Source organism: Pseudomonas sp. 2, from assembly GCF_056627435.1.
In genome coordinates this window covers 125,375-149,326 of record NZ_JBWXNG010000005.1, presented here as the reverse complement: position 1 = coordinate 149,326, position 23,952 = coordinate 125,375, and the positions used below count along the sequence as shown (strand labels likewise).

Below are 23,952 nucleotides of genomic sequence, written 5' to 3'. Positions count from 1 at the left end.
GGTAACGCGATTATAAGCCACACTCAACGCCGCGTCGGCACACCAGCGTCAGCACGGCGTAGGCACTGAGCGGCGGGATGCCGGACAGCGGCTGCGCTGTGTGCAACATGAACGCCGGGTCCAGCTGCGCCGCTGCGCAGTTGTCAGCGTCGAGCAGCGCGTAATGGCTGCCGCACAGCCCGGGCAGCTCGATGCTGTGCTCCCGGTCGGTCAGGTTGGCCAGCCACAGGCGCACGTCTTCACCCTCCTCCCAGCCCACCACAGCCAGGTCTTGACTCGACGCGCTGACGCAAACGGCTGCGCTGCCACGCCCGCGGTTCAAGCCTCGCAAGATGTGAAACACCGGCCAGTAGCCGGCGGGTTCGGCGGCCACAAAGGGCTCGTTCACCGCCCACAGCGCGACGGCGTCGACACCGGCACGCTGTACGGCGGCGTAATGACCGAGGGTCCAGGCCGCCGCGAACAGGCCTCTCTGGCGTGGATCGCGATCACTGAGGGTCAGGCGCAACCGGTCAGGGTTGGGGGTGAGCTTGCCGCCGTAGGGGTTGCACCAGGCGCCGATGGCCGAGGTCGTCAGGCGATAGGGTTTGCCGTGAGCCAGGGCACGGGCCGAACGGACGATATCCGGCAGCGCCTCAAGGGATTCCATGACCGACAGATCGTCGGCGGCATGCACGATCGGCGAGGTGGCGTGGGTCAGGTAATCGAACAGCCCAGGGTCAGGGCGGCAACGATTGAGCTCAGTGAAATAGGTTGGCACCCCGCCGCCGATCCGCAAGCCGGGCAAAATGGCCCGACCCAGCCGCACCAGATCATCGGGGCATGGCCCGGTGGGCCACTGCGCATCCGGCTGGTAGCTATTGAGGTAGGCCGCAGGCGTCAACAGGATGCCCTCGGGCCGAACGGCGGTGCGCTGAAGCGCCGCGGCCAGCGCCTTGAGCTGGTCTTGGGCTGTTTCGTCGTCGACGATCACCAGCAACCAGGCCTGGGTTTGCGTCCGGTTGCACAGGGCGAGCGCAGTGCCCAGTTTTTCGAGAGCGTCAGGGGCGCGCAGGTCCACCAGCAGATCCAGATGCGCGCCCGCCAGTTGCCCGATCAACGTCTGCACCGCAGCCGGGTCATCCAGACGATTGACCCAAAGGCCATGACCGAGATCGGGTAACGCCGGGGCACAGGCGTTGTCGAGGCTGAGCTGGATGGGCTTCATACCTGGCCTCCCCGAATCAGCCGCAACTCGATGGCCTGCTCGATGCATTGGCCCGCTTCGATGACATAAGGGCACGGCCAGGCCAGCGGCCGGTTGTAGGTCTTGAACGAAGCGTCCGACCAGTTGCGCTGGTCCTCCATTTCGAACACATCGCCGGAAAAGAGCCATTCCAGGGTCAGGCCGGGCGTCGGTGAGTGGGTCAGACCTGCGATATCGAAAAAGGGCTGGCCGGGGCTGATCAGTTCGGGAAACTTTCCGACCTCCCGTTGGCCGTTGCCGTGCAGCACGCTGACCGGCGCTCCCACCACGCCCTGCAAGGGGTGCAGCAGCATCAGGCCGGCGCGGCAGGTGTGAAAATCCCGGCGTGGCGTCAGGCGCGCGATGACTGACACCGACAATTCGGCCACCGTCAGCTGCACTTCCCAGTCCAGCGTCGGCTCGGCATCTGTATCGCCGACGATGCCCTGCACCTTGCGCCACCACAGCGCCTGGCTTGCATGGGTTTCCCGTGACTGCTCGATCAGCTCATGGGTGCCCCAGAAGCCGTCGCGAATGACCAGGCCGACACTGCGCAGCAGTTCCCGCCCGTCGCTTCGCAAGCGCCTGAGCTGCGCGCCCTGAACGAGAAAATCCAGCTCACCCACCTGCCCTGTTTCGGTGTCGGCAGCTGCCTGCAGTGTGCCGAATGTCCGCTGTTCACGTGCCTGCACCGGGCTCATGGATCACCTTCCTTTGTTGTTATTCGAGGGATCAAGGTAGTTCGCCACATCGCTGAGTGCCGAAAAAACTCATTGCCTTGAACTGGTATGATGATGATATATAGTGATGACTGCACCTCCTGACAAGTACAAAAATGCGCCAACACTGGCGAGGAGATCTGTATGAGCTTGACCGTATCCGGTACACCTGCACCTGTTCTCCGAGGCCTGCCCGCTTTCGCCATCGTCGGTGCCACAGCTGCGATCCTCGCCGCTGCCACCTGGCTGGGTTCGCCGCTGGTCACCCTTCGCCCTCTCGACCCGGTCACCGGCCGCGTGGTGTTCAACAGCGCACACAGCGCCAACACCCAGGGCCAGGATCAGAAATTCGCCCTCAACAGTTTCAACGCCGAACAGTACGCCGCCCAGCGATGGGACAGCGACGTCCAGCCGGTGCTGGACAACAGCGCTGCGGACCTGGCCACGGTACTGAACGCCATCGCGACCAACCCCGCCGAGGCGGCGACCCGCTTTGCCGTGGCGCACAACGGCAATGCGAAAAACTTCGTGGTCACCGGTACGGCCCGGGTCAGCGAGGCCAACCTGAAGTCGCCGATGGGCCTGCTGACCCTCGAATTTCCCGACAACCCGGCGCTTGCCGCACAGAAAGTCCAAGTGCTGACCGGGCCGCTGGTCATCAGCACCGTGCTGCGCGATGTCGCCAGCAACATGTCGTTGAACGCCTTCACCAATCAGACCCAGTACGCCGATGTCGCGGCCGCGCTCAACAAGCAGGCCCTGGCCCGCGCCTTCGGCCAGGCCCCGGCGGCCACCCTGGTGGGCAAGACCATCGAGCTGCGCGGGGTGTTCAACCTGCAGTCGCCGACCTCGATTCGCATCCTGCCCGTCAGCCTCAACGTCAAGGAGTAAGCGGATGAATGCCCCAACTCCTGCCCCGACGCTGGCGATGCACGCGCGGCAGATTCGCAAGGTGTATCAAGGCACGACAGCACTCAAGGGTGTGGACTTCGATGTGGTGCACGGCCAGGTCAACGTGCTGATCGGCGAGAACGGCGCAGGCAAATCGACCCTGATGAAAATCCTCGCCGGAATTGAACAGCCCACCTCAGGGCAAATGTTTACCGGTGATGAAGCGCTGACACTGAGCAACCCACGTCAGGCCATGGCCCTCGGGATCGGCATCGTCCACCAAGAGCTCAACCTGTGCCCGAACCTGAGCGTTGCCGAGAACATGTTCATCGGCAAGGAATTGCGCAGCCGTTTCGGCCGCCTGCTGATCGATGAACAACGTCAGCGCGCCCACGCCACCCTACAGCGCATGGGCCAGGACATCGACGTCGATGCGCTGGTCCAGGAGTTGAGCATCGGCAAGCGGCAGATCGTCGAGATCGCCAAAGTCCTGGTCAGTGACGTCAGGGTGCTGATTCTCGACGAACCCACTTCGTCGTTGAGCGAGGCCGAGGTAGGTGTGCTGTTTTCGCTGATCGCCGACCTCAAGCGCCAGGGCGTCTCGATCATCTACATCTCCCACCGGCTGGAGGAACTGATCGAGATCGGCGACCACTTCACGGTGCTGCGTGACGGCCAACTGGTCGGCACTGGCGTGCGCGGCGCGGTGACCATCGACTGGCTGGTGCAACGCATGATTGGCAGCCAGATGACCACCGAACTGCGCAGCGCAAACGATCCCGAGCGGTTTCTCGATGCGCCGCAGGTGTTGAGCGTCACCGATCTGGACGTGGCCAGCGAGCGCGGCACCCTGCTGCTGGACAAGGTGTCGTTCAGCGTCCGTCGCGGCGAGATCGTGGCCTTCTACGGGCTGATGGGCGCCGGTCGCACCGAGCTGTTCGAAACCCTGATCGGCCTGCGCCAGGCCATCGCTGGCCGCATCGAAATCAATGGCCGGGCCCTGCCCCTTCGCCAGGACATCGGCGGGCGCATTCGCGCCGGCATCGCCCTGGTGCCCGAAGACCGGCAGAAACTGGGGCTGGTTACCCACGCATCGGTGCGCGACAACCTGCTGCTGGCCAATCTGAACCGCTACAAGCGCGTCGACGGTCTGGCACGCCAGCCGATGGACGCGGACGTGGCGCGGATGATTCGTGAACTGCACATCAAGACTGAAAATGCCGGAGTCGCGATTTCTTCGTTGTCCGGCGGTAACCAGCAGAAAGTCGTGGTGGGCAAGAACCTGCTCACCCAACCCCACGTGCTATTGCTCGACGAGCCGACCCGGGGCATCGACATCAAGGCCCGGCGCGAGCTGTTCGACGTGCTCGACCGCCTGGCCAAAGCCGGCCTGACCATCCTCTATGCCTCCAGCGACCTGGGCGAAATCATCGGTGGCGCCGATCGCGCGCTGGTGATGTGCCAGGGCCGCATCACCGCCAATCTCACCCGCCAGCAACTGGACGAACCCACTCTGGTGGGCTGGTCCCAAGTGACGCGCAAGGAGCCGGCTGCCCCGGCCCTCACCCAGAAGGAAATCGCATGATGGCCGAATCTCTTTCCCTGCCTGCCCGCAAAACCGCCTCGATCAGCCTGCGTTCCCTGCCCTTGCTGCTGCTCAGGTTGCGCGCCTATCTGGCCCTGGCGCTGCTGGTGATTCTGTTCTCTTCCATCGCGCCGTCATTTCTCTCGGCGCGCAATCTGGTGATCGTCGCAGAGCAGGTCGCGGTGTTCGCCATTCTCGGCATCGGCATGACCTTCGTCATTCTTGCGGCGGGTATAGACCTGTCGGTCGGTGCGGTGGCGGGCCTGGCGGCGATGGTCGCCGGTTACCTGATCAGCGAAGGGCTGCGGCTGCCGTGGCTCGGGGTTTCGGCGTTTTTCAGCATCCCGGTGATCTGCATCATCAGCCTGGCGCTGGGGACACTGGTCGGCGCGCTGAACGGTTGGTTCATCACCCGGCTCAAAGTCACGCCGTTCATCATGACCCTGGGCATGCTGTACATGGCGCGCGGCGCGGCGCAGCTGGTGTCCGGTGGCGCCACCTACGGCGACCTGACCGGCCAGGCCGAATTGAACAACAGCGGTTTTCTGCTGCTGGGCACCGCACGGGTGCTGTCGGTGCCGGTGTCGATCTGGCTGATGATTCTGCTGACTCTGGTGGCCGTATACATCAGCCGCAAGACCGTCTTCGGCCGCCAGGTGTTCGCCATCGGCGGCAACGAGCGCACCGCCGAACTGTCAGGCGTGCGCGTCAGCCGGGTGAAGATCGGCACCTATGCCATTTCCGGTTTTTGCGCGGCACTGGCCGGGCTGATCATCGCCTCGCGCCTGGGCGCCGCCAACCCGGCCATCGCCACCTCCTACGAACTCAACGCCATTGCCGTGGTGGTGCTGGGCGGCGCTTCGCTGTTCGGCGGCGTGGGCACCATCGGCGGCACTATCATCGGCGCCTTCGTGCTGGGCGTGCTGAGCAACGGCATGGTGTTGGTGGGGATTTCCGATTTCTGGCAGACCGTCATCACCGGCGCCGTGATTGTGCTGGCGGTGGTGGTCGATCAGTTGCAACGCCGCGTCGAGGTTTCCAGCGCCCAGCGCCAGGCCAGGGCCCAGGAGGACCGGGGCGCGCCAGGCACTGCGGCCTGATTTTTCCGACATGAACGCTTCTACCACGAGGGATGACTAGAACAATGAAAAGACTCTTCTCCTGCAACTTGCTGTCACTGGCCGTGCTGTCTGCCGCCTTGATCCCGATGACCGCGTCGGCTGCCGATTTCAAAGCGGCTGATCACCTGATCGTGATCATCACCCCGTCTCACAGCAACGCGTTCTACAAGGCCGAGTCCGACACCGCCGAGGCCGCCGCGAAAAAACTCGGCTACCGCACCAATGCCCTGGTGCATCAGGACGACCCGGACATCCAGCTGCGCCTGGTGCAGACCGCCATTGGCGACAACGCCTCGGCGATCATCCTCGACAACGCGGGCTCCGACGCCTCGATCGCGGCGGTCAAGCGCGCGCAAGAAGCGAAGATTCCGGTGTTTCTGATCGACCGTGAAGTGAACGCTAACGGCATCGCCACCGCGCAGATCGTCTCCAACAACTCCCAGTGCGCGACCTCGGTGGCCGAATATTTCGCCGAGCAGGTCGGCTTCAAGGGCGAATACGTGGAGTTGATCGGGCGCAGTTCTGACGTCAACGCCCATGTGCGGTCCGAGGGCTTTCACCGGGTGCTGGACCAGATCCCGGACCTGAAAATGGTCTCGCAGCAATCGGCCAACTGGGATCAGACTCAGGGCTACAACGTCATGCAGTCGATCATCCAGGCCAACCCCAATATCGTCGGCGTGCTGGCAGGCAACGACACCATGGCCCTGGGCGCGGCGGCGGCATTGAAAAATGCCGGCAAAGGCCAGGTCAAAGTGGTGGGCATCGACGGCAATCCGGACGTGGTGCGGCAAATTGCAGCTGACGGCCCGATCATCGCCACGGGCCTGCAACAGGCGACGCAGATGGCGGCCATGGCGATGGAACAGGCCGATCAATTCCTGCGCACTGGCAAGTCCGACAAGCCGGAAAAACAGTCGGTGGACTGCGTGATGGTGTCCCGCGACAACAGCAAGCAAGTGCGCGAAGGCGGCTTCGGCATGCGCTGATACCGCCTGCTGCGGGGCGCTTTTGTCGCCCCGCAACAGCACGGGCTTTCAACGTCGCGCGGGCACTACCGTAGCACCGCTGGCTGCCGACGCGTAGGCCGCTTCCACCAGCGCCTGGGTATTGAAATTGTCGACGCCCGACGTCTCGCAATCCCGCTCGCTCAAGCGGTTGGCCAGCCATTCGCGCTGCAGGCGCAGCACACTTTCCTGAATCGCCCGCCAGGGCGCCTCGCTCCACGCCGGGGCCACCGGCGACACATCCAGGGTTTCGACATGCCCGTTGGCGTCGTGAATCTGCAGCCTGAAATCCGCCAGCAGGCGCAACGAGCCTCGCTCGCCGTCGACCTCGATCAGGGTTTGCGGAAACGGATCACTGGCCAGCCGGGTCGCGTAGCTGAAATCCACCACGCAAGTGGCGCCCTGTTCATGGGCCAGCATCACCGTGGCCACATCCTCCCCGGCGATAGCAGGATTGACCCGACGGGTCTCACAGGCAAGCCGCGCCACCTCGCCGAACAGCGCTCGGGCGATGTCCAGCACATGCACGCCCAGATCCTCGATGATGAAGCGCGGGGTTTGCGCCAGGTACGGCTGCAGCCGGTACACATCGAAGCCGCTGCGAAAGCTCACCCGGCCAAAGAACGGCGCACCAATCACGCCGCTGCGCAATTGCTCGATCAGCGCCCGCACCTGCGCCTGCCAGCGGAAGTTTTCGTGCACGGTCAGGCTCACGCCGCGCGCAGCGCAGGTTTCGATCATCAGCCGGGCATCGTCCAGGGTCGCGGCAAAGGGTTTCTGGCAGATGACGTCGACGCCGGCTTCTGCGCCCATCAGCACCAAGGGCTTGTGCGCCGAGGTCGGGGTGGCGATGTCGATAAAGTCCAGTTCAAGCTCCTCGAGCAGGGTCTGTGCGTCGGTGAAGGTCGCAGCCTGAGGCGCGTGGCGGGCGAAGTCGGCCAGGCGCGCAGGGTCCCGGTCGCACAGTGCGACGATCTCGACGCCCTTGATGTCTTGCCAGGCGCGCAGCTGATTGAGGGCAAAAAAACCGCAGCCGATCAACGCGCCGCGCAGGGGCTTGGTGTCCATTTCCTGTCTTCCTTTTTAGGGTTCTGGTGCGCCACACATAAAAAGACGCCCGGGGGCAGAGCCCACGGACGCCAAAAAAGCCTGCAACGAGTATGAATCAAGCGGCGTCGGCTTTGCGCACCGCATCGATCTTGAGCATGCGGGCGATGATCAGGTCCAGTTCCTTTTCCTCGAAGATCTTCTTCCAGTCGGGCTTGATGATCTGTTCGCGGCCGTATTCCATCGCGATCATGCAGGCGTCGGAGAACGGGTTGGTGCTGTTGAACGACACCGCCAGGGCGATCTGGATATGCCCGTAGAGCATGGCCTTGGCCGCCGCCTCCGGCACACCGATGCGGTTGATGGTTTCATCCAGCGCCTCTTTCATGAAGCTGCCGACCATGCAGGCCACGGTTTCCACCAGGGTCGGCTCCAGGTAGGCCAGTTGCTTGACCGTGACCCAATGCACCACGCCGACCGGGCCGTACATCACGGCGATGATGTTGGCCAGCTCCGAACGCTGCTTGTCATTGCCGGATTCGAACGCCGCGCAGACATCCTGCACCGCGGCGTTGCCGCCGAAGGCATCGGCGTGTTCTTCCTTGGTATATCGCTCAAGGAACACCGAAGGATGGCAAGGGTGCGCCACGGCCTGGTGAATGCCTTCGCGCTGGGCCAACAGCCCGGCATAGGACGCCGCCGGGTCGAGGGTCAGCAGGATCGCGCCGTTTTTCATTTGCGGCACCACTTGCGCCGACACCGCCTCCAGCGCGACGTCCGGCACCGCCAGGATCACCACGTCGGCCTGTGGCACGACCTCGTTGGTCACCGACAGGCTGCGGCCAGCCTGAATGATCTGCTCCTGCGCCCTGGGCGAGTTTTCGCAGTACGTCACGCTGTAGTGGCTGCCCTGCAGGTTTCTGGAGATGCGCATGCCCATCTTGCCGCCGGCGCCCACAATCGCGATTTTCTTGAGTTCGTATGTCATGGGATTACTCCTCGGTTTGCCTTGCATTCAGGTAGTTCAGGTTGTGCCGGGTCCACTGGTCTTCCAGCGCGCAGGTGGTGGCCGCGTCCAGTTGCCAGGGGAGCCAGTGTTCGATGATCTGGTTGATCTGCCGGCTCGTGGGCCGAACCTTGCCGCGCATGTACGGGTAATCCAGCAAGCCCTCGCCCATCGGGCATCCGGCAAAGGTGAAGCCGACCCAGCCGTCGCGGCGGGAAAAGGCGAAATCCTTGACGTGCAGGTTGAGCACGCGCTCGGCCGTGGCGTCGATCACCGCGGTCGGGTTCTCCAGCGCGGCGACACAGTTGCCGGGGTCCAGGCAGATGCCCAGCCACGGGCTGTCGATGCGCTCGATCACCTCCAGCACGGTGCGCGTGGGCACTTGCTCGTAGGTTTCCAGCGCCAGCTTCACGTCCTGCTCGACGAAGCCCGGCAGCACCTTCTGCAGTAACTCGAACGCCTGGTCGGCCGTGGGTTTGAGGCTGTTGCTGTTGAACATGCTGCGCAACAGGCGCACGTCGAGCACCTCGGCCAGGCCCAGGTATTTGCGCAGATGCTCGGTCTCCAATCCCCGTGTGCCCAGTTCCAGCACCAGACCCAGCTCGTCGGCCTGGCGCTTGAGGTCGCGCAACTGGCCGATGTTCAGCGCCTCGATGCCCTTGTAATCGCAGATCTGGAACACCCGGGCGCCGAGTTCCGCGGTTTGCTGCAACATGGCCGACAAGTCCAGCGGATGGGGCACGCGCTCGCTGGCGCGCCAGAAGAATGAATAGGTACTCAGGCCGATTGCCATGCTGCGCCCTCCTTCCGGTTCGTGCTTGCCCGGTCGCACAGCTGTGCGGCTTCGTCGAGGATGCTGGCGAACGCCGCCGGATCGTGAGCGAAGCGCCCCAGAAACAGCCCGTCCACCTGCCCGCCCAACTGGCTGAGCAGGCCGGGGCCGGCGCTGCCGCCGTAGATCACCCTGACGCTGTCATCGGCCGTGGCTTCACGCAGTGCCTGGCAGACCTGACCGATGTAGTTGGCAGACGCTGGCGTGGCGGCACCGATGGCCCATTGCGGCTCGTAAGCCAGGATCAGCTCGCCGCGCAGCCCCTTGTGCCGGGCACTGGACAGCGAGGCATCCAGCTGTTGCAGACACACCTGCAGCGCTTGATCCACCGAACCGCGCGCCTCCTCACCCAGGCACAGCACCGGGGTGAGCCCGTTGCGCCAGGCGGCAGCGGTCTTGTCGGCAATCTGCCGATCGGTTTCGGCGAAGTAGCGGCGGCGTTCGGCGTGGCCGATTTCGACGACACGGCAACCCATTTCCCGCAGCATCAATGGGCTGACTTCACCGGTAAAAGCGCCTTCGTCCTCCCAGAACAGGTTTTGCGCGCCGACCCGGGCCAGGCCGTCGAACATTTCCAGCACAGGGGCCAGGGCCGGATAACTGGGGATCACGAACACTTCGATGGCGCCGCTGCGCACGTCGGCGTGAGCGGCCAATTGCGCGGCGATGGCCTGGCACCAGTCGAGCGTACGCCGATAGCCGAAGTACATTTTCAGGCTGACGCCCAAGGTGACGACGGGCGCGCTCATCGGGCGCTGACCCGCTCGTAATCGGTCAGCGTCTGCACCTTCTGCGCCGACGCCGACTGCTCGTCGAAGCGGTAGGTCAGCCACTCCTTGAGCAGACGCCGGGCCAGCTCCAGGCCGATCACTCGCTGGCCGAAGGTCAACACCTGGGAGTTGTTGCTCAGCACTGCCCGTTCCACCGAAAAACTGTCATGGGCCGTGACCGCGCGCACACCGGGCACCTTGTTGGCGGAAATTGCCATGCCCAGGCCAGTGCCGCAGATCAGCAGCGCCCGATCAGCCTGGCCCGAGGCGATCTTCTCCGCGGCCGCGATCGCTACCAGCGGATAGGCGGTGTGGCTCTGGCTGTCGACACCGACATCTTCCACCAGCTCGATATCGGGCAAGGCCAGCAGGTCGCGCTTGAGGGCTTCCTTGTATTCGTAACCGGCGTCATCGGCGCCGATGACAATGCGCAGTGGGTCATTCATGAACGGTCTCCTCGACTCGACGGGGTGCCATGGCGCCAGCCCGCAGGACCGGCTCGATGGCATTGATGATCAGCGATAGCGATGAGGCGCCGGCATCCGGCGTGCCGAGGCTTTTTTCCGCCAGTGGGCGGGCTCGGCCGATGCGCGGGCGCAGCTCGGCGGTGGCGGCTGCGGCGTCGCTGGCGACCTGCGCCGCCCGTTGCCAGGCCTCATGCAGTTCCAGACCCTGCCCCGCGGCCTGAGTCAGCGCAGCGCTGAACGGCACCAGCACATCGACCATGGTCTTGTCGCCCACCTGCGCCTTGCCAAAATGCTGGATGCCGTCGCTGGCGCGGCGCATGCCTTCGGCCACTGACAGGGCATCAGGATCCTGTCGATCGCCCAGCGCGGTACCCAGAGCGGTCAACAACACGCCCCAGAGCGCGCCCGAGGTGCCACCCGCCTGGTCGGCCCAGGCATCGGCGGCCATGCGCAGCAGCGTTCCGGCGCCCGCATTGAGCGCCAGGACTTCACGGCCTTTGGCGACTGCCGCGATGACCCCGCGCTGCATGCCGATGCCGTGATCACCATCGCCGGCCACCGCATCGATGCGGCCCAACTCGTCAACCTGTTTGATCACCACCTGCTGCGCTGCTTCCAGCGCCTGCAGGACACAGTGGGCGCTGCGCCGGGATTTGACGCTGGCCGCAGGGATGACCAATTCGTCAAACACCTGACTATCAGCCTCGGCCTGCTGCGCATCGAGGGCCATAACGCCCTTGCGGTAGGCCGGGGTCGATGCCGGAGCGCGCCAGAATCCTTCAAGCTCGGCGTCGAGCCAGCACAGGGTCAGGGACAACCCGGCCATGTCGAAACTGGTGACCAGCTCGCCGACCTCAGGCTCGACCACGGTCAAACCGGCGGCGTCGAGCAGTTGAGCGACGCGCCGGTACAGCACGAAGAGTTCTTCGTACTTGACGCTGCCCAGGCCATTGAGGATCACCGCCACCCGCTGCCCCGCCACCTGGGTCACGCCTGCTGGCAATTCCGCGAGCAACGAGGACACCAGAATGTTCGCCAGTTCATCGGCGCTGGGCACCGGGCCCTCGTCGATGCCCGGTTCGCCATGGATGCCCATGCCCAGGGCCATCTTGCCTTGCGGCACCTCGAACAACGGATGATCGGCACCGGGCAAGGTGCAGCCGGAGAACGCCACGCCCAACGAGCGGGTGCGGGCGTTGGCATGGCGGGCGATGCGCACCACCTCATTGAAGTCATAACCCGCTTCGCAGGCGGCGGCGGCCGTCTTGAACACCACCAGATCGCCGGCGATGCCTCGGCGTTTGTGCAGTTCGTCCCGCGAGGCGCTGGAGATGTCGTCGGTCACCGCAATGACTTCGCAGGCGATGCCTTCGGCGTTGAGCCGATCCCGCGCCAGGCCGAAATGCAGCACGTCGCCGGCGTAGTTGCCATAGCCCAGCAGCACGCCGCCGCCCTTGTGCGCCGCCCGGGCCACGCTGTAGATCTGTTGCGCCGAAGGTGAGGCGAACAGGTTGCCCATCACCGCGCCATGGGCCAGGCCCTGGCCGACCAGCCCGGCGAACGCTGGGTAGTGGCCGGAGCCGCCGCCGATGACCAGCGCCACCTCTGCCGCCTTGCACTGGGTACTGCGCAGCACGCCACCGGGCACCTGGCGCACTTTGTCGCGGTGGGCGGCGACGAAGCCCTCCACCAGTTCGCTGGCGAAATCTGCAGGTTGGTTGAACAAACGGGTCATTTCTTATTCTCCCTGGAGGACCTGTTGCGAGACGGCTTTGGCGGCGGGCTCGACCACCCGGCGACGGGTGCCCAGCGCGAGCATGAGGACGGCCGACATCAGCATCAGGCCGCCGACCACGAACATCGGCACCATGTAGCCGCCGGTGGACTCCTTGAGCGCGCCGGTCACAAAGCCCGCCGAAAACCCGGCGACGTTGCCCACGGTGTTGATCAGGGCGACGGCCGCAGCGGCCGAGGCGCCGGTGAGGAACTGGGTCGGCAGCGTCCAGAAATTGGGCAGCGCGGCGAAGATCGAGCAGGCGGTGATGGTCACCACGGCCACGGTCGCAGTCGGTGAGCCCATGGCCAGCGCCAGTGGAATGCTCACTGCGCCGGTCAGTGCTGGTAGCGCGATGTGCCAGGTCCGGCAGCCGCGACGGGTTGCGTCCCGGGACCACAGGTACAGCGCCACTGCTGCGGGCAGGTAGGGAATCGCCGTAATCAGCCCCTTCTCGAACACGGTGAAGGTGGTGCCGAACTGCGACTGGAAGCCGCCGATGATGGTGGGCAGGAAGAACGACAGCGCGTACAGCCCGTAGATGAAACCGAAGTAGATCAGGCACAGGACCCAGACCCGACCGTTGAGCATGGCCGCACCGACACTCAGGTGGTGCTTGCTGTGGCGCGCCTGGCCCTGCTCGCGATCGAGCTCATCGACCAGCCAGGCTTTCTCCTCGGCGCTCAGCCACTTGGCCTGGCGCGGATGATCGACCAGGTAATACCAGGCCATGACCCCGACCGCGATGGCCGGCAGCGACACGCCGAGAAACATCACCCGCCAGCCCGACAGCCCGAACAACCCGTCGTGGCCGATCAGCCACGCGGCCAGCGGCGCACCGATGACGATGGTCAGCGGCTGCGCAAGATAGAACAACGCAAGGATCTTGCTGCGATAGCGCGCCGGCACCCACAGGCTCAGAAACAGGATCGCGCCGGGAAAGAACCCCGCCTCGGCGATGCCCAGCAACAGGCGCAGTGCATACAGGCCTTCGACGCTGCTGACCCAGGTGAACAGCAACGACACCACGCCCCACGAAACCATGATCCGCGCCAGCCACTTGCGCGCGCCGAACTTGTGCAAGGCCAGGTTGCTCGGCACTTCCAGCAGGATGTAGCCGATGAAGAAGATCCCTGACGCCAGCCCGAACTGAGCGATGGTCAGGCCCAGGTCCTGGGTCATGCCATTGGGCCCGGCAAAGGAGATCGCCGTGCGGTCGAGAAAATTGATGAAGAACATGAGTGCCACGAACGGCACCAGGCGGATGGAAACCTTGCGGATGGCCGATTGCTCGACCGGGGATGCGGAGCTGTCATGCATGGCGATTCTCCGGCTCATCGACAGGCCCCGGAGGACTGGTGTGATGAGGTGATTTTCTTATTAGGGCCGCTCAAAGGCAGCGACCCAGACCTTGGCTTGGCGTCGCAGGGCAAACGTTAAGCTTGAGCAACGTTCTATCACGGCATTTTTCATTTGTATACTGTGGTGATGGTATGATCTCTATACAACCTAAAATCACGCACGGCATAACCGCCAGGACGGCCCGGCTTATGGGCTGTTCTGGCGGTTCTTACCGTTCATCGAAATTGAAAAGGTACAGCCCAAGCGCGTTAGCGGCCGCTCACTGCGCTGGCGAACGATGCCAGCGTATCTGACTGACGCCGGAGCGCTCCGCCGTCTGCACCATCGAATGGTAACTGCCCTGCCATTCGCTGCCCGAAACGCCCAGCTGCGCGCCGGAATGAATCAGGGCGTAATACACCGCATCGTGGGAGCACAGGGTGTCGTCATGACATTCCAGCGCCCGTTCGCAGCCTTCGAAGGTATAGAAAATCGTAAAGCCCATGACACACCTCCATTCCGAGGATGATCCTGAACGAGGCGATCATAGCGCTTGAGCTGCCGGGCAGAATGGCGGGCCGGTCATTTTCACTGGCTTTGCGGGCCAGGCGACGGAAACCCTGCGTTGTGCCTTATGATGTCAGCCGGTCATGCCGGTCGCGTCTGCGGCGGGTTTGCGATTCACTTCAATCACGAGATGCCTATGTCCAGCGAAAACGTTGTCTTCACGCCCGATCCCGATGCCGACTCCATTTCCTCCGATGTCGCCGGTTTCGCCGGCATTCTGGTCTCGACCCAAGTCCCGACCCGCGCCGATGGCAGCCTGGAACTGGGCGACATCACCCTGCAGAGCGAATGCACGCTGCAGGCGCTGAAAGTGGCGCTGGAACGTGCGGGCAGTTCGATGGACCGGGTCATGCACCTGACCATCTACCTGACCGACATGGCCGACCGCGCCGCATTCAACGAAGTCTACAAACGCTTCTTCGCCAAACCCTGGCCGGTGCGTGCTGCTGTCGGCGTCTCCGCGCTGGCGGTCGAGGGCATGCGCGTGGAAGTGACGGCGATGGCGGCCAAAGGCTGATTTTTCTGCACTACCGCTAACTTGCGAAGCGCATACCTGTGGGAGCCGGCTTGCTGGCGAAAGCGTTGTGTCAGCCGCTATAGATGTTGCTGAATTCCCGCATTCGCCAGCAAGCCGGCTCCCACGGCCTTCGGCCAGAAGCAGCGATGCGCAGCTCACTGGGTCGCCCACCGGGCAGCCCAGGGATGTCGCGGGGTTGATTCACCGGTACAATGCGCGCCTTGACCGTGACGACCCTGACTAGAAAAACATGTCCCTACCCAAGCATCACCTGGAATTGCTCAGCCCTGCCCGCGATGTAAGCATCGCGCGCGAGGCAATCCTGCACGGCGCCGACGCTATTTACATCGGCGGCCCGAGCTTCGGCGCGCGGCACAACGCGGCCAACGAAGTCAGCGATATCGCTGAACTGGTGGAATTCGCCCACCGCTATCACGCGCGGGTGTTCACCACCATCAACACCATCCTGCACGACAACGAGCTGGAGCCGGCGCGCAAGCTGATCCACCAGCTGTACGACGCCGGCGTCGACGCGCTGATCGTTCAGGATCTGGGCGTCATGGAACTGGACATCCCGCCGATCGAGTTGCATGCCAGTACCCAGACCGACATCCGCACGCTTGAGCGGGCGAAATTTCTCGATCAGGCCGGTTTCTCCCAGCTGGTGCTGGCCCGCGAGCTGAATCTGCAGGAAATCCGCAGCATCGCCGACCAGACCGATGCCGCCATCGAGTTCTTCATCCACGGCGCCCTGTGCGTGGCCTTCTCCGGCCAGTGCAACATTTCCCACGCCCAGACTGGCCGCAGCGCCAACCGTGGCGACTGCTCCCAGGCCTGCCGCCTGCCCTACACGCTCAAGGACGATCAGGGCCGCGTCGTGGCCTTCGAGAAACACCTGCTGTCGATGAAGGACAACAACCAGAGCGCCAACATCCGCGCCCTGGTCGAAGCCGGCGTGCGCTCGTTCAAGATCGAAGGCCGCTACAAGGACATGGGCTATGTGAAGAACATCACGGCCTATTACCGCCAGCGCCTGGACGACGTGCTCGAAGACCGCCCGGACCTGGCCCGCGCCTCCAGCGGCCGTACCGCGCACTTCTTCGTGCCGGACCCGGAAAAGACCTTCCACCGGGGCAGTACCGATTACTTCGTCACCGACCGCAAGATCGACATCGGCGCCTTCGACACCCCGACCTTCACCGGCCTGCCGGTGGGCGTGGTGGAAAAAGTCGGCAAGCGCGACCTGCAAGTGGTCACCCACGAGCCGCTGTCCAACGGTGACGGCCTGAACGTGCTGATCAAACGTGAAGTCGTGGGTTTCCGCGCCAACGTCGCCGAGCCCAAAGGCGAGTTCGACGAAGAGGGCGAGAAACGCTATCGCTACCGCGTCGAACCCAACGAGATGCCGGCCGACCTGTACAAGGTACGCCCGAACCACCCGCTGAGCCGCAACCTCGATCACAACTGGCAGCAGGCCCTGCTCAAGACCTCCGCCGAACGCCGCATCGGCGTGAGCTGGCAGGCCACCCTGCGTGAGGAACGTCTGGATCTGACGGTCACCAGCGAAGAAGGCATCAGTGCCAGCGTGGCGCTGGATGGCCCGTTCGGTGCCGCCAACAAGCCGGAACAGGCGCTGGAGCAACTGCGCGATCTGCTGGGCCAACTCGGTACCACCCAGTACCACGCCACCGATGTGAAGCTGGACGCGCCGCAGGCGTTCTTCATCCCCAACTCGCAACTCAAGGCCCTGCGCCGCGAAGTGATCGAAGCCCTGACCGCCGCCCGTGTCGCCGCCCATCCGCGCGGTGGACGCAAGGCCGAGACCAGCCCGCCGCCGGTCTACCCCGAGTCGCACCTGTCGTTCCTGGCCAACGTCTACAACCAGAAAGCCCGTGACTTCTATCATCGTCATGGCGTGCAACTGATCGACGCGGCGTACGAGGCCCACGAAGAACCGGGCGAAGTGCCGGTGATGATCACCAAGCACTGCCTGCGTTTTTCCTTCAACCTGTGCCCGAAACAGGCCAAGGGCGTCACCGGCGTGAAAACCAAGGTGGCGCCGATGCAGCTGATTCAAGGCGATGAAGTCCTGACCCTGAAATTCGACTGCAAGCCGTGCGAAATGCACATCATCGGCAAGATGAAAGGCCACATCCTCAGCTCGCCACAACCGGGCAGCGCGCCGGTGGTGGGCCACATCAGCCCGGCCGACCTGCTCAAGACCATCCCACGGGCGCCGCATTGAGTCGTTGATTCAATTCACAACTCGTAGCAGCACGGCTTGCCGGCGGGAGCGTTCTCAAGATCGCCCCGCGGGCAAGCCCTGCTGCTACGTGTCCAATACCGCCCCCACAACGACGGCCGCAGGCCTGATTGCGACCCGCCTGCGCCAACCCATGGCAAGCCGCTGAAACTCCACGCTATAACAGGCGCCCTTGTGCCACTGGAGCCTTGTCCATGACTGTCGAGTTTCGCCCGGCCACACCGCAGGATGCGCGGGAGATCGCCCGCCTGTTTCAGATCACCTCCGAAGGCGCGTCCGATTACATCTGGAGCCAGTTGGCAGAACCGGGAGAGGAACTGCTGGAAGTGGGCACCCGGCGTTATGCCCGGGAAGATGTGGATTTTTCCTACCAGAATTGCCTGATTGCCGAGTCGCAAGGCTCGGTCATCGGGATGATGCACAGCTACGCCATGCGCGAGGATCCGCAGCCATCGCCGGTCACCGACCCGGTGCTGGCGCCTTATGCCGATATGGAGGTGCCGGACACGCTCTACATTTCCAGCCTGGCCCTGCATGAAGGCTGGCGCAACAAAGGGTTGGGGCTGAAGTTTCTCGAACGTGCGCAATCGCGGGCCAATCAGATGGGGCTAAAAGGATTGAGCCTGATCGATTACGCCGCCAACACCGGTGCCCGGCGCTTTTATGAGCGCCATGGGTTTGCGGTGATCAAGACGTGTCAGATCACGCCGCATCCGATGATTCGGGTGACCGGCGAGGCGTATCTGATGCAGCGGTTGTCATTGCGCGGTTGAGCGTCCCGTTGCAGCACGGCTTGCCGGCGGCCGCCCTCAAGGTCGCACAGTCCTCAAGATCGCTCCCGCGGGCAAGCCCGGCTGCTACGGGAGGCTGATCGTTGCGTACAGAGGGGTTGGTGTTCAGATGGTCAACGTCGGGCAAGCTCATGCCGGGTGCAGCCTTCGTAATACACCTGCCTCACGCTTTCCGGGCGCATGCGCGAGGGGCTGTCGTAGGTCTGCTCGGTGATCCCCAGGGCGCTCATGCGCATCCACTGCTGGGGAAAGCGTCGGGCCTGCATCTTGTTTCGTGCGCCGTACAGGGTCAGCCCCGACAGTTTGTACTGCTGCGCCGTGGCAGCGACCCCGGCGCCCCAGGTGCACAGGTCGCGCTCATGGCTGGAAAGATCCCTTGCAAACGTGAGGGATGAGGCGCCCGCCAACCCACAGAACAGCAACACGACCTTGATAGTTTGCATGCAGATCCTTGCCTAACTATTTGATAGGTGGTGGATTGTGCAGAGATGGCCGTGCGCGAGGGGCCAGTATAATGCCGCCTTTTCAGCCCAGCCGACCAACGGCGCAGCCGGCCGAAAAAAACATGCACAGTCTCATGACAAACAGGCAACGCAAGGCCGCGCCGCCTGCTACCGTGTAGAAGTTGGAGGTGAACCTTATCGCTCGCGAACCTGTCGATAGTTGCACCTCTGGCCAGGTCTGTCGGCATCTTCACGCGGCGGGCCCGTCAGGTTGGCCTTATTTTCTGAAGGACCGTCCATGATCCCAATTCAACGCATCGCCTGGCTCAAAGCATGGGGCGCCCATGGCTTCACGGCCACCGGCGTCGTGCTCGCTTTCCTCGCCACCATCGCCCTGCTCGACAACCAGCCCAAGGCCTGCCTGCTATGGCTGGGCATCGCCCTGATCGTGGACGGCGTGGACGGCTCGCTGGCACGCAAGGTCAACGTGCAGTCGGTGCTGCCCAATTTCGACGGTTCGGTGCTGGACCTGGTGATCGACTACCTGACCTACGTGTTCATCCCGGCACTGTTCATGTACCGCTACATCCCGCTGCCTGACTACACCTTGCTGCTAAGCGTGTCGATCATCCTGGTGTCGTCGCTGTTCTGCTTCTGCAACGTGGAGATGAAGAGCAAGGACAACTATTTCCAGGGTTTCCCGGCGGCCTGGAACGTGGTCGTGCTGTGCGTCTACATCCTCTCGCCCGCGCCGTGGCTGACCTTCATCACGGTGATCTGCCTGGCGCTTTTGACCGTGACCCGGATGAAGTTCCTCCACCCGTTTCGCGTGCGCCGCTTCATGCCGATCAACATCGCCGTGACCAGCATCTGGTTTCTGTGCAGTTTCCTGCTGGTGCTCAACCACCCGTATAACGGCACCTTCGTGCTGTGGGTGTGGCTGGCGATGTCGGCGTATTTCCTTGGGATCTGCATCTGGCGCACGTCCCTGGAGTGGATCGACAAGGCGCGGTTTTAAAAGCCTCGGGTTGTGATCCACCTGTAGGAGCGAATTCATTCGCGAACAATCGTTCTGGCGACATTGCAGCATCGCCTGACAGGCCGCTTCGCGAATGAATTCGCTCCTACAGGGTGGACCGCGTCCGCAGGATTTTCAGTGGTGTCCACGACTTTCCATGGCGGCCAGATACGCCCACGGATAAATCCCGCGCTGGTGCCCGTCGCTGAACACCAGTTGCACGCCGTAGCCCTGGGGATGCACTTCCAGCAACCTCACCGTAGACGCCACCACCGGCGTCATCCCCCGCAACCTGAACGCCCGACATTGCGAACACGGGCACTGCTGGCGCAGCAGCACATGATCGAGTTGCTGTTCTCGGCCATCCTGCCAACTCAATCGTAATGACTGACGCTCGCGGGAGTTGCCGATGGAAACAGGCGCCGCGTTCATGGCAACTGCCCCAGCGCAATGCGCACGGCCTTGCGCACTTCCGGATCGGCGTCGTGCTCAAGCTGCAGCAACGCAGGCCGGGCCGCCTTGTCGCGCAACTCACCCAAGGCCAGCGCCGCTTCCTTGCGCAAGTTGCTGATGCTGTGGTTCAGCGTTTCGATCAACGGCGCCAACGCATCGGGATGGCGCAGCCGCCCCAGGCTGCGGGCCGCGCGCAGCCGCACCTGCCAGTATTCATCGGCCAGCGCGTCGATCAAGGCCGGGCCGGCCTGAAGTTGCCCGACCTTGCCCAGGGTCGTCGCGGCCTCTTCACGCACCTGCCAGACGCCGTCCTGCAACGCCCGTGACAACGCCGGCAACACGCTCGCATCAGTGGCCAGCCCCAGGGCACCGGTCGCCGACCGGCGCACCTCGCTGTCCGGATCCTGGCTGGCCAGATTGGCCAGCGCATCCAGCGCGTCGGTGTTCTTCAGCCAGCCGAGCACGCCCACCGCCTCACGCCGCACTTCTGCGCTGCCATCCTCAAGCGCAGCAAGAGCCGCTGGCGCTGCCTCATCCAGACGCAATTCACGCAAGGCGCGAAACGCTGCGATGCGCACGCCCACGCTTTCATGGGCCGTCCACGGCAGGATCACCCTGCCCGCCTCCGGTGTTTTCAGCACGCTCAGGCTCTGGGCCGCCGCCTCGCGCACTGACGTAGCGGGATCGGTCAGCGCCTCACACAGGGCCTGCACCACCTCGGGTTCTTCCCAGGCTTCCAGCAATGCCGCCGCCTGGGCGCGCACCGGCTCGGCCGGGTCGCGGGCCAGCCGGTCGACCAGCCAGAGCAGGCCGTCCGGCTCTTCCAGGTCGGCCAGATCGATCAGGGCGATGCGCCGCACACCCGGGTCGGGGTCCTCAAGGCGCGGTTTGAGCGCGAGGATGTCCGGGTGGTCGATGTCATCAAGGTTGCAGGTCAGGTCAGTCATAGGGGCACTCATAAAGCCAGTCGCAGTCCGTCGTGTTCATGGGGAAGCCCAAGCGGATTCAGGCGCGGCAGTTGCCCGCCGTTCTCGTGGTGCAGCAATTCCAGGCAGTGGCGTTTGAGCCGGGCGAAGGCCGGGCTGGTCAGCAGCTCGGTGTTCCGCGGCCTTGGGAAATCCAGGCGCAGATCTTCGATGAAGCGTCCAGGCCGGGAGCTCATCACCAGAATCCGGTCGGCCAGGAACAGCGCCTCGTCGATGTCGTGGGTGACGAACACCACGGTGGTGCGAATCCGCGTCCAGATGTCCAGCAGCAACGCCTGCATCTTCATGCGGGTCAGCGCATCCAGTGCGCCAAAGGGTTCGTCCATCAGCAGCAGCCGTGGGTGGTTGATCAGCACCCGGGCGATCTCCACCCGCTGCTGCATGCCGCCAGACAACTGATTGGGCCAGTGCCCGGCAAAGCCTTCCAGGCCCACCAGCGCGAGCATTTCATCGGCCTCGGCCAGCCGTTGCGCTTTGCTCACGCCGCTCATCTTCAGGCCGAACGCGACGTTCTCGCGCACCGTGCGCCAGGGAAACAGCGTGTGTTGCTGAAACACCATGCCGCGCTGTGGCGAGGGCCCCTGGACGTCGGCGCCATCGACCTGCAGGCGGCCTGCCGCCGGCTGAAGATGCCCCGCCAAGGCGCCGAGCAAGGTGGACTTGCCGCAGCCCGAAGGGCCGAGAATGCAGACGAACTGGCCGGATTCGATCTGGCAGTCGAGCCCCTGCACCGCCTCAAACGCGGCTTGCCCTTCGCCCAGGCGGATGGAAATGCCGCGCACGTCGATGCGCCCGCCAGGGCTGGTGTTCATGTTCATCAGGCGTTTCCTCGTGGTCGGTGCCAGGGCGTGAGCAACAGTCCCAGACGTTTGATCAACAGGCTGCTGCCCATGCCCAACAGGCCGATCAGCAGCATGCCGACGACGATGTCCGGGTAGTTCTGGATGGTGTACGACTCCCAGGTGTAGTAACCGATGCCGAACTGCCCGGAAATCATCTCGGCGGTCACCAGACAGAACCAGGATGTGCCCATGCCAATGGCAAGCCCGGTGATGATCCCGGGCGCAGCGCCGGGCAGGATCACTTCCCGCAGGATCGCGCCCTTGCCCGCGCCCAGGCTGCTGGCCGAGGCGATCAGGCGCCGGTCGACGCCCTCCACGCCGTGCACGGTGTTGAGCAGGATCGGAAACAGCGCGCCGGTGAAGGTGATGAACACCATCGACAACTCCGACGACGGAAACATCAGGATCGCCAGCGGAATCCACGCCACCGCCGGGATCGGTCGCAGCATCTCCAGCGGCGGCAGGAGCAAGTCTTCGGCCCAACGCGAACGGCCAATGACCACGCCCAGCCCCACGCCGACCACCACCGCCGCCAGATACCCGGCGAATACCCGGCCGAGGCTGGCGCTCAGGTGCTGCAGCAGGCGGCCGGAATCCAGCAGGTTCAGCGCCGCCTGCGCCACGGCCAGCGGGGTGGGTACGTTGCCGAAGGTCACCAGCAACAGGTTCCAGTGCTGGCTGGCCGCCAGCTGCCAGAAGCCGAGGCAAATCAGCAGAGAGGCGGCTCTGGGCAGTAGGCGAAGGGTTTGACTGGGCATCATCATTGGCTCCTGAGCGACTCAGCGGCTGGCAACCGCCACGTGGGCGCTGGCGTCATTGAAATCCAGCACCTTGCCGCCCTGGGCCTGGGCGAACTGCTGCGCCTGGCCTTTGAGCAGGAAGGCGTTCAGCCGCCCTTTGCTGTCGGAAGCGAACCACGCCTGGCTGGCCAGCAGCTTGATGCCGCTGTCTTCGGCCTGGGCGTACACCGCACGAATGTCCTTGCCGTCCTTTTTCAGGGCTTGCAGTGCGGTGAAAGCGTTTTCGGCGGAGGCGTAATGGCGGACCTTGGGCTCGCCCTTGACCCAGATTTCTGCGACATGGCCGAACTCGGTGATCGGCTTGCCAGTCAGCGCATCGTCAGCCTTGAGCGGGGACTGCGCGTAGTTGGCCAGCTGTGCGTTGTAGTCCAGATTTGCAGCCTTGTACGCCGCACGAATGTACTGGTCGTCGATGAAGGTGTTCAGGTCCAGCCCGCGATCGGCCTTCTTCAGCAGTTTAAGGGTATCGATGGCGGTGCCGACCGCCTGGCGGTATTCGGGTTTCCAGGTCTGGTCGCGGGTCTGCAGGCCCAGCGGCCCGTGGAACAGGTAGTTCACCTCGGCTTCGACGCCAGTGACCTTCTCGATCAGCTCGCTGTATTTCTCAGGCTCTGCGGCCAGCAGCTGGCTGGCTTCGATGCCGGCGCGCAGGTACGCCACCACCACTTCCGGGTACTGCCGGGCGTAGCTTTCGTCCACCAGCGCGCCATGCAGGGTCGGCGCGTTGGCCTGGGAGCCGTCGTAGATCTTGCGGGCGAAGCCTCGGTTGGGGAACAGCTCGGCGAACGGCACGAAGTCGGCGTGAGCGTCGATCTTGTTGGCTTGCAGCGCCGAGCCTGCCACTTCCGGCGCCTGAGCGATGATGTTCACATCCTTGAGCGGGTCCCAGCCCTGGGCGGCTACCGCACGCAGCAGCATGCCGTGGGCCGTGGAAGCGAACGGCACGGAAATGGTCTTGCCCTTGAGATCGGCCAGCGACTGCGCGCTGGAATCGGCCGGCACGACAATGCCGTTGCCACTGCCCTTGATGTTGCCCGACAGCACGCTGATGAACAGGCTGTGCTTGCCCGCGCCTTCGAAAGCCACGCCGTTGAAGGCGCCAGGGAAATCGGCCATGGCGCCGAAGTCGAGTTTGCCGGCGACCATTTCATTGGTCAGCGGCGCGCCGCTGGTGAAGTTCTTCCACTGGATGTCGTAGGTCGCATCCTTGTACTTGCCGTCGTGGGGCAGGTATTTGTCCAGCAGGCCCAGCTCACGGATCAACAACCCGCCAGCGGCGCAGTTGATGGTGGTGTCCTGGGTGCCGATGGCGATGCGGATGGTCTGGGCCTGGGCCGACAGGCTCAGGGTCGCCAGCACGAGGCTGGCCAAAGTGGCGCGCAATAGCATGGGTGTCTCCCCTTGAATCAAGATAATAGAGTCGTCTGCGCCGCGATCAGGCGCGGTGGGAAACGAGGGGGTAAGGCTCGGGCGTCCGGGGTGTCCGG

General features: G+C 64.0%; 24 protein-coding genes. 8 read left to right on the top strand and 16 right to left on the bottom strand.

What is annotated here, in order from left to right:
* Positions 1-10 precede the first annotated feature (10 nt).
* Both AC1MEK_RS10355 and AC1MEK_RS10350 read right to left on the bottom strand, forming a co-directional pair.
* Positions 11-1,207: a D-apionate lactonase family protein gene (locus tag AC1MEK_RS10355; RefSeq protein WP_480396178.1), complete on the bottom strand. Its 1,197-nt coding sequence runs from the start codon at positions 1,205-1,207 to the stop codon at positions 11-13.
* Positions 1,204-1,926, bottom strand: a complete 723-nt coding sequence (locus AC1MEK_RS10350) for a D-apionate lactonase family protein (RefSeq protein WP_480396177.1) — start codon at positions 1,924-1,926, stop codon at positions 1,204-1,206. Before AC1MEK_RS10350 ends, AC1MEK_RS10355 begins: the two co-directional genes overlap by 4 nt.
* Before the next feature lie 162 nt (positions 1,927-2,088).
* Here AC1MEK_RS10350 and AC1MEK_RS10345 point away from each other — a divergent pair, with 162 nt between their 5' ends.
* Genes AC1MEK_RS10345 through AC1MEK_RS10330 form a run of 4 tightly spaced genes read left to right on the top strand, consistent with a single transcriptional unit; the run spans position 2,089 to position 6,530 of the window.
* Positions 2,089-2,835: a DUF2291 family protein gene (locus AC1MEK_RS10345; protein ID WP_480396176.1), complete on the top strand. Its 747-nt coding sequence runs from the start codon at positions 2,089-2,091 to the stop codon at positions 2,833-2,835.
* 4 nt (positions 2,836-2,839) lie between these two features.
* Entirely contained in the window at positions 2,840-4,420 is a 1,581-nt protein-coding gene (locus tag AC1MEK_RS10340) for a sugar ABC transporter ATP-binding protein (protein ID WP_480396175.1), read from the top strand.
* Positions 4,417-5,520 carry an ABC transporter permease gene (locus tag AC1MEK_RS10335; protein WP_480396174.1) on the top strand — a complete coding sequence of 368 codons (1,104 nt, stop codon included), beginning with the start codon at positions 4,417-4,419 and terminating at the stop codon, positions 5,518-5,520. The genes AC1MEK_RS10340 and AC1MEK_RS10335 overlap by 4 nt, the downstream gene beginning before the upstream one ends.
* Before the next feature lie 44 nt (positions 5,521-5,564).
* Positions 5,565-6,530 (top strand): substrate-binding domain-containing protein, encoded by a 966-nt coding sequence (locus AC1MEK_RS10330; RefSeq protein WP_480396173.1) that lies wholly within the window; start codon positions 5,565-5,567, stop codon positions 6,528-6,530.
* A 48-nt stretch (positions 6,531-6,578) separates the two neighbouring features.
* Here the strand turns inward: AC1MEK_RS10330 and AC1MEK_RS10325 are convergent, their stop codons facing one another.
* The 8 genes from AC1MEK_RS10325 to AC1MEK_RS10290 all read right to left on the bottom strand — a co-directional run bounded on the left by AC1MEK_RS10325 (position 6,579) and on the right by AC1MEK_RS10290 (position 14,290).
* Positions 6,579-7,616, bottom strand: coding sequence for a Gfo/Idh/MocA family protein (locus AC1MEK_RS10325; protein ID WP_480396172.1), 1,038 nt, complete (start codon positions 7,614-7,616; stop codon positions 6,579-6,581).
* 97 nt (positions 7,617-7,713) lie between these two features.
* Positions 7,714-8,583, bottom strand: a complete 870-nt coding sequence (locus AC1MEK_RS10320; RefSeq protein ID WP_480396171.1) for a phosphogluconate dehydrogenase C-terminal domain-containing protein — start codon at positions 8,581-8,583, stop codon at positions 7,714-7,716.
* Between the two features lie 4 nt (positions 8,584-8,587).
* On the bottom strand, positions 8,588-9,394 hold the full coding sequence (locus AC1MEK_RS10315; RefSeq protein WP_480396170.1) for a sugar phosphate isomerase/epimerase family protein: 807 nt from the start codon (positions 9,392-9,394) through the stop codon (positions 8,588-8,590).
* Positions 9,379-10,182 (bottom strand): triose-phosphate isomerase family protein, encoded by an 804-nt coding sequence (locus tag AC1MEK_RS10310; RefSeq protein ID WP_480396169.1) that lies wholly within the window; start codon positions 10,180-10,182, stop codon positions 9,379-9,381. The genes AC1MEK_RS10315 and AC1MEK_RS10310 overlap by 16 nt, the downstream gene beginning before the upstream one ends.
* Positions 10,179-10,649 (bottom strand): ribose-5-phosphate isomerase, encoded by a 471-nt coding sequence (locus AC1MEK_RS10305; RefSeq protein ID WP_480396168.1) that lies wholly within the window; start codon positions 10,647-10,649, stop codon positions 10,179-10,181. The genes AC1MEK_RS10310 and AC1MEK_RS10305 overlap by 4 nt, the downstream gene beginning before the upstream one ends.
* Positions 10,642-12,405 (bottom strand): dihydroxyacetone kinase family protein, encoded by a 1,764-nt coding sequence (locus AC1MEK_RS10300; protein ID WP_480396167.1) that lies wholly within the window; start codon positions 12,403-12,405, stop codon positions 10,642-10,644. Before AC1MEK_RS10300 ends, AC1MEK_RS10305 begins: the two co-directional genes overlap by 8 nt.
* 3 nt (positions 12,406-12,408) lie before the next feature.
* Positions 12,409-13,764, bottom strand: a complete 1,356-nt coding sequence (locus tag AC1MEK_RS10295) for an MFS transporter (protein WP_480396166.1) — start codon at positions 13,762-13,764, stop codon at positions 12,409-12,411.
* Between the two features lie 301 nt (positions 13,765-14,065).
* Entirely contained in the window at positions 14,066-14,290 is a 225-nt protein-coding gene (locus tag AC1MEK_RS10290; RefSeq protein ID WP_480396165.1) for a hypothetical protein, read from the bottom strand.
* Positions 14,291-14,488: 198 nt separating this feature from the next.
* Between AC1MEK_RS10290 and AC1MEK_RS10285 the strand changes: the two genes are divergently transcribed.
* From AC1MEK_RS10285 to AC1MEK_RS10275, 3 genes are all read left to right on the top strand, one after another.
* The gene (locus AC1MEK_RS10285) at positions 14,489-14,869 is read left to right on the top strand and encodes a RidA family protein (protein ID WP_480396164.1); all 381 of its coding nucleotides are present in this window, start codon (positions 14,489-14,491) and stop codon (positions 14,867-14,869) included.
* Positions 14,870-15,119: 250 nt separating this feature from the next.
* Positions 15,120-17,114 (top strand): peptidase U32 family protein, encoded by a 1,995-nt coding sequence (locus tag AC1MEK_RS10280; protein ID WP_480396163.1) that lies wholly within the window; start codon positions 15,120-15,122, stop codon positions 17,112-17,114.
* Positions 17,115-17,326: 212 nt separating this feature from the next.
* The gene (locus tag AC1MEK_RS10275; protein ID WP_480396162.1) at positions 17,327-17,905 is read left to right on the top strand and encodes an N-acetyltransferase family protein; all 579 of its coding nucleotides are present in this window, start codon (positions 17,327-17,329) and stop codon (positions 17,903-17,905) included.
* 131 nt (positions 17,906-18,036) lie between these two features.
* On the opposite strand, the gene AC1MEK_RS10270 is transcribed toward AC1MEK_RS10275, so the two are convergent.
* Positions 18,037-18,366: a hypothetical protein gene (locus AC1MEK_RS10270; protein ID WP_480396161.1), complete on the bottom strand. Its 330-nt coding sequence runs from the start codon at positions 18,364-18,366 to the stop codon at positions 18,037-18,039.
* A 298-nt stretch (positions 18,367-18,664) separates the two neighbouring features.
* Between AC1MEK_RS10270 and pcsA the strand changes: the two genes are divergently transcribed.
* Positions 18,665-19,384: a phosphatidylcholine synthase gene (gene pcsA, locus AC1MEK_RS10265; protein WP_480396160.1), complete on the top strand. Its 720-nt coding sequence runs from the start codon at positions 18,665-18,667 to the stop codon at positions 19,382-19,384.
* 135 nt (positions 19,385-19,519) lie between these two features.
* On the opposite strand, the gene AC1MEK_RS10260 is transcribed toward pcsA, so the two are convergent.
* The 5 genes from AC1MEK_RS10260 to AC1MEK_RS10240 are packed head-to-tail and all read right to left on the bottom strand — an operon-like array spanning position 19,520 to position 23,854.
* The gene (locus tag AC1MEK_RS10260; protein WP_480396159.1) at positions 19,520-19,816 is read right to left on the bottom strand and encodes a DUF971 domain-containing protein; all 297 of its coding nucleotides are present in this window, start codon (positions 19,814-19,816) and stop codon (positions 19,520-19,522) included.
* A complete protein-coding gene (locus AC1MEK_RS10255) occupies positions 19,813-20,784 on the bottom strand; it encodes a HEAT repeat domain-containing protein (RefSeq protein WP_480396158.1) in 972 nt (323 codons plus the stop codon). Before AC1MEK_RS10255 ends, AC1MEK_RS10260 begins: the two co-directional genes overlap by 4 nt.
* A gap of 8 nt (positions 20,785-20,792) precedes the next feature.
* Positions 20,793-21,641 (bottom strand): ABC transporter ATP-binding protein, encoded by an 849-nt coding sequence (locus AC1MEK_RS10250; protein ID WP_480396157.1) that lies wholly within the window; start codon positions 21,639-21,641, stop codon positions 20,793-20,795.
* The gene (locus tag AC1MEK_RS10245; RefSeq protein ID WP_480396418.1) at positions 21,641-22,423 is read right to left on the bottom strand and encodes an ABC transporter permease; all 783 of its coding nucleotides are present in this window, start codon (positions 22,421-22,423) and stop codon (positions 21,641-21,643) included. The genes AC1MEK_RS10250 and AC1MEK_RS10245 overlap by 1 nt, the downstream gene beginning before the upstream one ends.
* A 21-nt stretch (positions 22,424-22,444) precedes the next feature.
* Positions 22,445-23,854, bottom strand: a complete 1,410-nt coding sequence (locus AC1MEK_RS10240; RefSeq protein WP_480396156.1) for an ABC transporter substrate-binding protein — start codon at positions 23,852-23,854, stop codon at positions 22,445-22,447.
* Positions 23,855-23,952: the final 98 nt, after the last annotated feature.